A 9,831-nucleotide genomic window follows, 5' to 3' on the forward strand; every position below is an offset into this window, starting at 1 on the left:
CGACCGCCCGCGTGCGTACAGCCTTCACTCAGCTTTCACTGGGGCGCCGCACGCCCTCAGCGCGATGCGGACGCGCCCTCGTCGGCGCCCCCGGCATCCTCCAAGGCGGCACTGGCACTTTCCCCGTAGGCGTCCGCCTGACCGTCCGTCTGGTTCGCGAGACCGTCCGTCTGGTTCGCGAGACGGTCGGCGATCGCTCGTAGCCCCGCCAGGTCGTGGACATCGCCGGGCAGCGCGGCGACCTCCGCGACCGGGACCTCGGGATGCAGCGCGGTGAAGCGGTCGCGCGTGCGGCGCTCGCGGGCGAGCACCTGCATGCGCTCGGCGTGCAGCCGCAGCAGCCCGGCGGCGATCCGTGCCGGGGACGCCGAGGACGACGACGAGGACGACGACGCCGCGGACATGGCGGAATCCGTAGGGGAGCCCGAATCCGCGGCGGGGTCGGTTTCCCCTGCGGGCCGCGGCACCGATGCCGAGGCCACCGATGCCGAGGACCCCGATGCGGAGGTCACCGGCGTTGACGTCACCGGCGCGGAGGCCACCGAGGCGCTCGTTCCTGCGGACGCGGCGGGCTGGGGGAAGCCGCTCTCGGGAGAGGACGTGTCCGTGGGAGTGAGGGTGCCAGGGTCGCCGGCGGTACGTGAGCCAGCCTGCCCGCTGCCACGATCCACAATGCCGTCGCCGTCAAGATTTTCTGCGTATTCCGGAGCCCCTTCCGAGGGCCTTCCCACCGGGTCGCCACCCGCGTCCGCCGATCCGTTCGCGAGCGCCTCCGCCGCGGCGAGAGCGCGCTCCGCGGAGAGCCCCGCCGCCCCGCTGCCGTGCACCCGGTTGAGTACCAGCCCGGCCAGCGGCATCCGCTCCGCCGCCAGCCGCTCGACGAAGTAGGCGGCCTCCCGCAGCGCGTCCCGCTCCGGTGCGGCGACGACCAGGAAGGCCGTACCCGGCGCTTGGAGCAGCCGGTACGTGGCATCGGCACGGGTACGGAATCCGCCGAACATGGTGTCCATCGCGGCGACGAAGGTCTGTACGTCCCGCAGGAGTTGGGCGCCCATCAGTTTGTTCAGCGGGCCGCTCATCACCGACATGCCCACGCCCAGGAACTTCATCCCGGCCCGGCCGCCGATCTTCGCGGGCGCCATCAGCACCTTGATGAACTTGCCGTCCAGGAACGAGCCCAGCCGGCCCGGCGCGTCCAGGAAGTCCAGCGCCGAACGGCTGGGCGGGGTGTCGACGACGATGAGGTCCCACTCGTCCCGGGCGCGGAGCTGGCCGAGCTTCTCCATGGCCATGTACTCCTGCGTGCCCGCGAAGCCGGCCGACAGGGACTGGTAGAAGGGGTTCTCCAGGATCGCCCGCGCGCGGTCCTCGTCGGCGTGCGCCTCGACTATCTCGTCGAAGGTCCGCTTCATGTCGAGCATCATGGCGTGCAGTTCGCCGCCGGCGGAGCCGTCGATCCCGGGCACCCGGCGGGGTACGTTGTCGAGCTCGTCGATCCCCATCGACTGCGCCAGCCGGCGGGCCGGGTCGATGGTGAGGACGACGACCCTCCGGCCGCGCTCGGCCGCGCGCAGGCCCAGGGCCGCCGCGGTCGTGGTCTTGCCGACGCCGCCGGAGCCGCAGCACACCACGATGCGGGTGCGCGGGTCGTCCAGGATCGGGTCTATGCCGAGCGGCTCCGCCGCCGGTTCCACGCTCACCCGCTCACTCCCTGTCGCTCGCTCGCCTCTCCCCGCGCGAACTGCTTCCTCAGCTCGCGCGCCATGCGGTACAGCCCCGCCAGGTCCACCCCGTCGCCGAGCAGCTCGAGTTCGTACGTGGGCAGGCCCAGCCGGGCCACGTCCGCACGCCCCCGGTGCTCCAGGGCCAGCCGCTCGGTGTGCTCGCGCGCCTGCCGCAACAGGGGGTCGACGAGCGGTTCGGCGAGCCCCGCGCGCCGTGCGCCACCGGAGCCCGTGCGCTCCAAGGCGTACGCGAGGGCGCGCGCGACCTCCGGGCGCCTGCCGTTGGCGGCGGCCTCCACGGCCGTCTCGTCGAGGACCTCGGGCCGCACCATGTTGATCACCACGCCGCCGACCGGCAGCCCCGCGGAGCGCAGTTCCGCGATGCCGTCCGCGGTCTCCTGGACCGGCATCTCCTCCAGCAGCGTCACGAAGTGCACCGCCGTCTCCGGTGACTTGAGGACCCGCATCACGGCCTGCGCCTGATTGTGGATCGGCCCGATCCGGGCCAGCCCGGCGACCTCGTCGTTGACGTTGAGGAAGCGCGTGACCCGCCCGGTGGGCGGCGCGTCCATGACCACGTAGTCGTAGACGAAGCGGCCCGTGCGGTCCTTCCGCCGTACCGCCTCGCACGCCTTGCCCGTGAGCAGGACGTCCCGCAGGCCCGGCGCGATGGTCGTCGCGAAATCGATCGCGCCGATCTTCTTCAGCGCCCGGCCGGCGCTGCCGAGCTTGTAGAACATCTGGAGGTAGTCCAGGAGCGCCCGTTCGGCGTCGATGGCGAGCGCGTACACCTCGCCCCCGCCCGGCGCGACGGCGATCTTCCGTTCCTCGTAGGGCAGCGCCTCCGCCTCGAAGAGCTGCGCGATGCCCTGTCTGCCTTCGACCTCGACCAGCAGCGCCCGCTTCCCCTCGGCCGCGAGGGCGAGTGCGAGGGCCGCGGCCACCGTGGTCTTGCCGGTACCGCCCTTGCCGCTGACGACATGGAGCCTGCTCATGATGCGGAGCCTAACCAGTCGCCGCGCGGGCTACGCACGAGGCCGTCGGTATCAGGCGTTACAGAGGTCGCCGGTGTCAGGCATTACAGTCGGGCCCATGACCAAGAAGTGGGAATACGCCACCGTGCCGCTGCTCGTGCACGCGACCAAGCAGATTCTGGACACCTGGGGCGAGGACGGCTGGGAGCTGGTCCAGGTCGTGCCGGGGCCGAACAACCCCGAGCAGCTCGTGGCCTACCTCAAGCGGGAGAAGTCGTGACCGCGGTCGAGGACCGGATCGCCGAGCTCGGGCTGACCCTGCCCGACGTCGTGCCGCCGCTGGCCACGTACCAGCCGGCCGTGCGCAGCGGCTCGTACGTCCACACCGCCGGTCAGCTGCCGATGGTCGACGGGGCGATCCCCGTGACCGGCAAGGTCGGTGCCGAGGTCAGCCCCGAGCAGGCCAAGGAGCTGGCGGCGCGCTGCGCGCTCAACGGCCTGGCCGCCGTGAAGTCCGTCATCGGTGACCTGGACAAGATCGTCCGTGTGGTCAAGGTGGTCGGCTTCGTGGCGTCCGCGCCGGACTTCACCGGCCAGCCGGGCGTCCTCAACGGCGCCAGCGAGCTGCTGGGCGAGATCCTGGGCGAGAAGGGCGTGCACGCCCGTTCGGCCGTGGGCGTGGCGGTGCTGCCGCTGGACGCCCCCGTCGAGGTCGAGTTCCTCGTCGAGGTCAGGGACTGATCCGCAGGGGCACGGTCTGATCCGCGGGGGCACGGGCCGGTCGCGGGGTCACGGACCGATCGGACTGATCGGACTGATCGACGGGGCCCGTCCCGGACCTCTCGAACATCCGGGCGTGAGCGCATAGCATCCGGCCATGTCGACTTCGAACGGCCAGTGGTACCCGCCGGAGTGGCCGGACCGGATCAGAGCGCTCACCCGGGGCGAGCTCCGGCCCGTGGCGCCGCGCCGTGCCGCCACCGTCCTGTTGCTGCGCGCCCGGGAGGGCGGCCTCGCCGTTCACATGCTGCGCCGACGCGCCTCCATGGCTTTCGCCGGAGGCGCGTACGCGTATCCGGGGGGCTCCGTCGACCCGCGCGACGAGCGCGACGTGCCGTGGGCCGGTCCGGCCCGCGAGGAGTGGGCCCGGCGGCTGGGGACCGACGCCGCCGGGGCGCAGGCCATCGTCTGCGCCGCCGTCCGCGAGACCTTCGAGGAAGCGGGCGTGCTGCTGGCGGGCCCCACCCCGGACACGGTCGTCGCGGACACCACGGGGGACGACTGGGAGGCCGACCGGGCGGCGCTGGTCACCCGTGAGCTGTCGTTCGCCGAGCTCCTCGAACGGCGCGGCCTGGTCCTGCGCAGCGATCTGCTGGGGGCGTGGGCGCACTGGATCACCCCGGAGTTCGAACCGCGCCGCTACGACACATGGTTCTTCGTCGCCGCGCTCCCCGAGGGGCAGCGCACCCGCAACGCCTCCACGGAGGCCGACCGCACCGTCTGGACGGCACCCGCCGAGGCGGCGGCCGGGTACGACAGGGGCGAGCTGATGATGATGCCGCCGACCATCTCCACGCTGCGTTCGCTGAGCCCCTATGGCACCGTCGACGAGGTGCTGGCCGCCTCGGGTGACCGGGATCTCACGCCCGTACTGGCGCGGGCGCGGCTCGTCGGGGAAGAGATCGTGCTGAGCTGGCCTGGCCACGACGAGTTCACCAAACACGTCGCCGCCAAACATGACACCGAGCACATCGCCCCTGGACCTTCGGGAGCCGACGCATGACGCACACGACCGATCTGCCCGGACACCCGCGCCCCGGCGCCATCGGCGGCCCCGCGACCGCCCGGGCGACCTGTGTGCTCGCGCCCAACCCGTCCGCGATGACGCTGGACGGCACCAACACATGGATCCTGGCCGAGCCCGGCTCGGACCTGGCCGTCGTGGTCGACCCGGGGCCGGCGGACGAGGCCCATCTGCGGAGGGTCGTCGAGGTGGCCGAGGCCGCGGGGCTGCGCGTCGCGCTGACGCTGCTGACGCACGGCCACGCCGACCACTCCGGCGGCGCGGCCCGGTTCGCGGAGCTGACGGGCACCAAGGTGCGGGCCCTGGACCCGGCGCTGCGGCTGGGCGGCGAGGGGCTCGGCGTGGGCGACGTCGTCACGACGGGCGGGCTGGAGCTGCACGTGATGTCCACGCCCGGCCACACGGCCGACTCGCTCTGCTTCCATCTGCCGGCGGACGACGCGGTCCTCACCGGTGACACGGTGCTGGGCCGGGGCACGACGATCGTCGCGCATCCGGACGGCCGTCTCGGCGACTACCTCGACTCGCTGCGGAGGCTGCGCGCGCTCGCGGTCGACGAGGGCGTGCGGACGGTGCTGCCGGGGCACGGCCCGGTCCTGGACGACGCCCAGGGCGTCGTCGAGTACTACCTCGCGCACCGGGCCAAGCGGCTGGCCCAGGTGGAGACGGCCGTCGAGAACGGCCACCGCACGGCGGAGGAGGTCGTCGCGGCGGTCTACGCGGACGTCGACCGGGCGCTGTGGCCGGCGGCCGAGCTCTCGGTGCGGGCGCAGCTGGACTACCTGGACGAGCACGGGTTGATCTGACCGCGGGCGGGCGGTTTCGCCCCGGGAAACGACTAGGCCGGGCCGCGTGGGGGTGCGATACGCACGCCCACGCGGCCCGGCCTGTCTGTCGTTGGCCCCGCGTCAGCGGGAGCGCTTGGCGAGGCGCTCCACGTCCAGCAGGATCACGGCGCGGGCCTCCAGGCGGAGCCAGCCGCGGCCCGCGAAGTCCGCGAGCGCCTTGTTGACGGTCTCACGGGAGGCGCCGACCAGCTGGGCGAGCTCCTCCTGGGTGAGGTCGTGCACGACGTGGATGCCCTCTTCGGACTGCACGCCGAAGCGGCGCGACAGGTCGAGCAGGGCCTTGGCGACACGGCCGGGGACGTCGGAGAAGACGAGGTCCGACATCGAGTCGTTGGTGCGGCGCAGCCGGCGGGCGACGGCGCGTAGCAGGGCGGTGGCCACCTCGGGCCGGGCGTTGAGCCAGGGCTGGAGGTCGCCGTGGCCGAGACCGAGCAGCTTGACCTCGGTGAGCGCGGTCGCGGTGGCGGTGCGCGGGCCCGGGTCGAAGAGGGACAGCTCGCCGATCAGCTCGCCGGGGCCGAGGACCGCCAGCATGTTCTCGCGGCCGTCGGGCGAGGTGCGGTGGAGCTTCACCTTGCCCTCGGTCACCACGTAGAGGCGGTCGCCGGGGTCCCCTTCGTGGAACAGGGCGTCGCCCCTCGCGAGGGTGACCTCGCCCATGGAGGCGCGCAGCTCAGCGGCCTGCTCGTCATCGAGCGCCGCGAACAGCGGGGCGCGCCGCAGAACGTCGTCCACGAGTTCTCTCCTTGTCGACATGCACAGAGGACCGTGGTCCCCATGATGCCCGTCGGTAAAACTGTGTGATCAAACACAAGTGTGGCGCATCGTCGCCCGGAGCCCTACGGCAGGGGTCCGATTGGGCTGTGGTTTTCCTGCGGTCGGGGCGGATGTCAGTGCTGGGCTTTAGTCTGGCCGGGTGTCCAATACGCCGGTGAGAGCACAGGGCAGGGGGGCCGGAAGGGTGAGCGCGGCCCGTGATTCCGCTGTGGGCGAACGCCCCGCCGCGAAGAAGACGAAATCCGCAAAAACGAACAAATCTCCGGTGGAGAAACCGGCGGCCGCCAAGGCCGGTGCGAAGGCCGAGTCGCGGACGGCGCTGGTGCGCCGCGCCCGCCGGATCAACCGTGAGCTCGCCGAGGTCTATTCGTACGCCCATCCCGAGCTGGACTTCGAGAATCCGTTCCAGCTCCTGGTCGCCACGGTCCTCTCCGCCCAGACCACCGACCTGAGGGTCAACCAGACCACGCCCGCGCTCTTCGCCGCCTACCCCACGCCGGAGGACATGGCGGCCGCCGACCCCGAGACGCTGGAGCAGCTGATCCGGCCGACCGGCTTCTTCCGGGCCAAGGCCAAGTCCCTGATAGGCCTGTCCGTCGCCCTCCGCGACCGCTTCGGCGGCGAGGTGCCCGGCCGGCTGGAGGATCTGGTGACGCTTCCCGGCGTCGGCCGCAAGACCGCCAACGTCGTCCTGGGCAACGCCTTCGGAGTGCCCGGCGTCACCGTCGACACCCACTTCGGCCGCCTCGTCCGCCGCTGGAAGTGGACGGACGCGGAGGACCCGGAGAAGGTCGAGGCGGATGTCTGCGCGCTCTTCCCGAAGAGCGAGTGGACGATGCTGTCGCATCGCGTGATCTTCCACGGCCGCCGCGTCTGCCACTCCCGCAAGCCCGCTTGCGGCGCCTGCCCGATCGCCCCGCTCTGCCCGTCGTACGGCGAGGGCGAGACGGATCCGGAGAAGGCGAAGAAGCTGCTGAAGTACGAGATGGGCGGGCGGCCGGGGCAGCGCCTCAAGCCCCCGGCGGACTATCCGGGCCTGCCCGCGAGCCCCCTGGGAGCCGAGTGACCGAGCGCACGCCGCACAACCGCATGGCACGGGACCGCGCCCCGCAGGACCGGGGCGCGGCCGACGAACACCGGGGGAGACGGATGGCGAGCACGTACGGCGCGGGCACGGGGGAGACCGGGATCGCGGGGGCCGCGGCGGTCACCGTCACCGCGCGGGGGCTGCCCGAGTGGCTCGAGCCGGTGGAGCGCGCCGCGCGCACCGTGGAGCCGCGGCAGCTCAGCCGGTTCCTCCCGCCGGAGACGGGCGGGCGGCAGTCCGCCGTGCTCATCCTCTTCGGCGAGGGCGCGCGGGGCCCCGAGCTGCTGCTCCTGGAGCGGGCCGGAGGTTTGCGCTCGCACGCCGGGCAGCTGTCGTTCCCCGGTGGCGCCCTCGACCCCGAGGACGGTGATCCGGACGGTGACGGCCCGGTGCGGGCCGCGCTGCGCGAGGCCGAGGAGGAGACCGGGCTCGACCCGTCCGGGGTGCAGGTCTTCGGCGTGCTGCCCCGGCTCTACATCCCGGTGAGCGGCTTCGTCGTCACGCCCGTCCTGGGCTGGTGGCGCGAGCCCAGCCCCGTCGCGCCGGTCTCCTCGCTGGAGACCGCTCACGTCTTCACCGTCCCCGTCTCCCACCTCACCGACCCCGCGCACCGCGCCATGGCCGTCCACCCCAGCGGCCACCGCGGCCCCGCCTTCCAGGTGGGCACCGCCCTGGTGTGGGGCTTCACGGCCGGAGTGATCGACCGGATCCTCCACTACGCGGGCTGGGAGCGGCCCTGGGACCGCGATCGGGAGGTCCCACTGGACCGCCACTCCTGACGGGCATGAGACGGTGGCCCCTCCGTCGGCCACGACGACATCAAGTCGGCCACGACGACATCCATACGAGGCGTCAATGCGAGGCATCCTTCGGTGAACGTGCTGGACATCGTGCTGCTGGTGGCCGCTGTGTGGTTCGCGGTCATCGGCTACCGCCAGGGGTTCGTCGTCGGCGTGCTCTCGGTGATCGGCTTCCTCGGCGGCGGTCTGGCCGCCGTCTACGCGCTGCCCGTGATCTGGGACAGCGCCACCGACGACGCCGAGCCGGGCACGATCGCGGCCGTCGCGGCCGTCGCCATCGTCATCCTCTGCGCCTCCGTGGGCCAGGCCGCCACCACCCACCTCGGCAACAAGCTGCGCCGTCACATCACCTGGTCCCCGGCCCGCGCGCTGGACGCCACCGGCGGCGCCGTCGTCAACGTCGCAGCCATGCTGCTGGTCGCCTGGCTGATCGGCTCCGCCCTCGCCGGTACGACCCTGCCCACGCTGGGCCGGGAGGTCCGTGGCTCCAAGGTGCTGCTCGGCGTCGCCCGCGTGGTGCCCCCGCAGACCAACACCTGGTTCGCGGACTTCAGCACGGTCCTCGCGCAGAACGGCTTCCCGCAGGTCTTCGCGCCGTTCTCCGCCGAGCCCATCACCTCCGTGCCCGCCCCCGACCCCAGGCTCGCGGGCGGCCCCGTCGCCACCGAGGCCCAGCGCAGCATCGTCAAGGTCGTGGGCAACGCGCCCAGCTGCGGCAAAGTCCTGGAGGGCACCGGCTTCGTCTTCGCGCCGCACCGGGTCATGACGAACGCCCATGTGGTGGGCGGGGTCGACGAGCCCACCGTGCAGGTCGGCGGCAAGGGCCGCCTCCACGACGCGCGGGTGGTCCTCTACGACTGGAAGCGCGACATCGCTGTCCTCGACGTGCCCTCGCTGGAGGCCCCCGAGCTGTCCTTCGCCCAGGGCGACGCGGAGACGGGCAAGAGCGCCATCGTCGCCGGCTTCCCGGAGAACGGCTCGTACGACGTGCGCGCCGCCCGCGTCCGCAGCCGGGTCCAGGCCAACGGGCCCGACATCTACCACCGCGGCAGCGTCCGCCGCGACGTCTACTCCCTCTACGCCACCGTCCGGCAGGGCAACTCCGGCGGCCCGCTGCTCACGCCGGACGGCGAGGTCTACGGCGTGGTCTTCGCCAAGTCCCTCGACGACGCCGACACCGGCTACGCGCTGACCGCGGACGAGGTCCACCAGGACGTCGTGGACGGCCGTACGGCGGCAGGCAGGGTCAACACTCAGTCCTGCGCTCTCTGACGCCCTCTGCCCCATCCGGGCCGTCACAGCGCCGCACACGGGCGCGCAAGGGCGTACGGGGGCGTGCGGGGGCACGTCGGCGTGGCTTCGGGGCGCGCGGAGGCGCTCCGGCGGCGCTTCGGGTGGTCCCGTGGTCCCTGGGGTGGTTCGCGGTGTAAGCGCGTGGCTCGGGTGACGGGGCGGCTAGCGGCTGCGGGGGTGCCGCAGCCTCGCCGACATCCAGCGCGCACGCCGGCGGATGATGCGTGGAATGCCCATCCTGCCGTCGGGCCCGGCCTGTGGCCCGTGCCTGCCCGGCTCGAGTGCCCCCGTGACCACGAGCGCGGCATCGCCGTCGGCGCCGCGCTCCTGCGTCACATCGGTCACGTCCGTCACGTCACGGTAGTCGTGCGTCCAGCCCATACCGGAAGCTCTGCCCGGGCCCAAAGGTCGGTAATCGCCCCCGGGTCCGGCAATTGGCCTATGCGCGAGGCAAGTGGCCGTTCGGTGGACGGATGTTCCGTCGGCCGTCCGGCGGCCCCGCGACCGCTCGTCCGGCAGCCGTC

General features: G+C 72.8%; 11 protein-coding genes. 7 read left to right on the forward strand and 4 right to left on the reverse strand.

Annotation, left to right across the window (positions count from 1 at the left end):
- Positions 1-56: 56 nt before the first annotated feature.
- Positions 57-1,700: an ArsA family ATPase gene (locus EKH77_RS17205; protein WP_240667386.1), complete on the reverse strand. Its 1,644-nt coding sequence runs from the start codon at positions 1,698-1,700 to the stop codon at positions 57-59.
- Positions 1,697-2,719: an ArsA family ATPase gene (locus EKH77_RS17210; protein WP_126915245.1), complete on the reverse strand. Its 1,023-nt coding sequence runs from the start codon at positions 2,717-2,719 to the stop codon at positions 1,697-1,699. Before EKH77_RS17210 ends, EKH77_RS17205 begins: the two co-directional genes overlap by 4 nt.
- A 97-nt stretch (positions 2,720-2,816) precedes the next feature.
- Between EKH77_RS17210 and EKH77_RS17215 the strand changes: the two genes are divergently transcribed.
- From EKH77_RS17215 to EKH77_RS17230, 4 genes are all read left to right on the forward strand, one after another.
- The gene (locus tag EKH77_RS17215; RefSeq protein ID WP_126915246.1) at positions 2,817-2,978 is read left to right on the forward strand and encodes a DUF4177 domain-containing protein; all 162 of its coding nucleotides are present in this window, start codon (positions 2,817-2,819) and stop codon (positions 2,976-2,978) included.
- On the forward strand, positions 2,975-3,439 hold the full coding sequence (locus EKH77_RS17220; protein ID WP_126915247.1) for a RidA family protein: 465 nt from the start codon (positions 2,975-2,977) through the stop codon (positions 3,437-3,439). The genes EKH77_RS17215 and EKH77_RS17220 overlap by 4 nt, the downstream gene beginning before the upstream one ends.
- A gap of 136 nt (positions 3,440-3,575) precedes the next feature.
- Positions 3,576-4,481, forward strand: a complete 906-nt coding sequence (locus EKH77_RS17225; protein WP_126915248.1) for an NUDIX hydrolase — start codon at positions 3,576-3,578, stop codon at positions 4,479-4,481.
- Positions 4,478-5,308 carry an MBL fold metallo-hydrolase gene (locus EKH77_RS17230; protein WP_126915249.1) on the forward strand — a complete coding sequence of 277 codons (831 nt, stop codon included), beginning with the start codon at positions 4,478-4,480 and terminating at the stop codon, positions 5,306-5,308. The genes EKH77_RS17225 and EKH77_RS17230 overlap by 4 nt, the downstream gene beginning before the upstream one ends.
- Before the next feature lie 102 nt (positions 5,309-5,410).
- Here the strand turns inward: EKH77_RS17230 and EKH77_RS17235 are convergent, their stop codons facing one another.
- The gene (locus EKH77_RS17235; protein ID WP_004939715.1) at positions 5,411-6,085 is read right to left on the reverse strand and encodes a Crp/Fnr family transcriptional regulator; all 675 of its coding nucleotides are present in this window, start codon (positions 6,083-6,085) and stop codon (positions 5,411-5,413) included.
- A 226-nt stretch (positions 6,086-6,311) separates the two neighbouring features.
- Between EKH77_RS17235 and nth the strand changes: the two genes are divergently transcribed.
- From nth to EKH77_RS17250, 3 genes are all read left to right on the forward strand, one after another.
- Complete coding sequence (gene nth / locus EKH77_RS17240; protein ID WP_206279867.1) at positions 6,312-7,193, forward strand: endonuclease III; 882 nt, start codon at positions 6,312-6,314, stop codon at positions 7,191-7,193.
- An 83-nt stretch (positions 7,194-7,276) separates the two neighbouring features.
- The gene (locus EKH77_RS17245) at positions 7,277-7,993 is read left to right on the forward strand and encodes an NUDIX hydrolase (protein ID WP_126918110.1); all 717 of its coding nucleotides are present in this window, start codon (positions 7,277-7,279) and stop codon (positions 7,991-7,993) included.
- A 93-nt stretch (positions 7,994-8,086) separates the two neighbouring features.
- Entirely contained in the window at positions 8,087-9,286 is a 1,200-nt protein-coding gene (locus tag EKH77_RS17250) for a MarP family serine protease (RefSeq protein ID WP_126915251.1), read from the forward strand.
- 183 nt (positions 9,287-9,469) lie between these two features.
- On the opposite strand, the gene EKH77_RS17255 is transcribed toward EKH77_RS17250, so the two are convergent.
- On the reverse strand, positions 9,470-9,688 hold the full coding sequence (locus EKH77_RS17255; protein ID WP_126915252.1) for a hypothetical protein: 219 nt from the start codon (positions 9,686-9,688) through the stop codon (positions 9,470-9,472).
- Positions 9,689-9,831 lie beyond the last annotated feature (143 nt).

This window comes from Streptomyces luteoverticillatus (genome assembly GCF_003970715.1).
Classification (GTDB): Bacteria; Actinomycetota; Actinomycetes; order Streptomycetales; family Streptomycetaceae; genus Streptomyces; species Streptomyces abikoensis.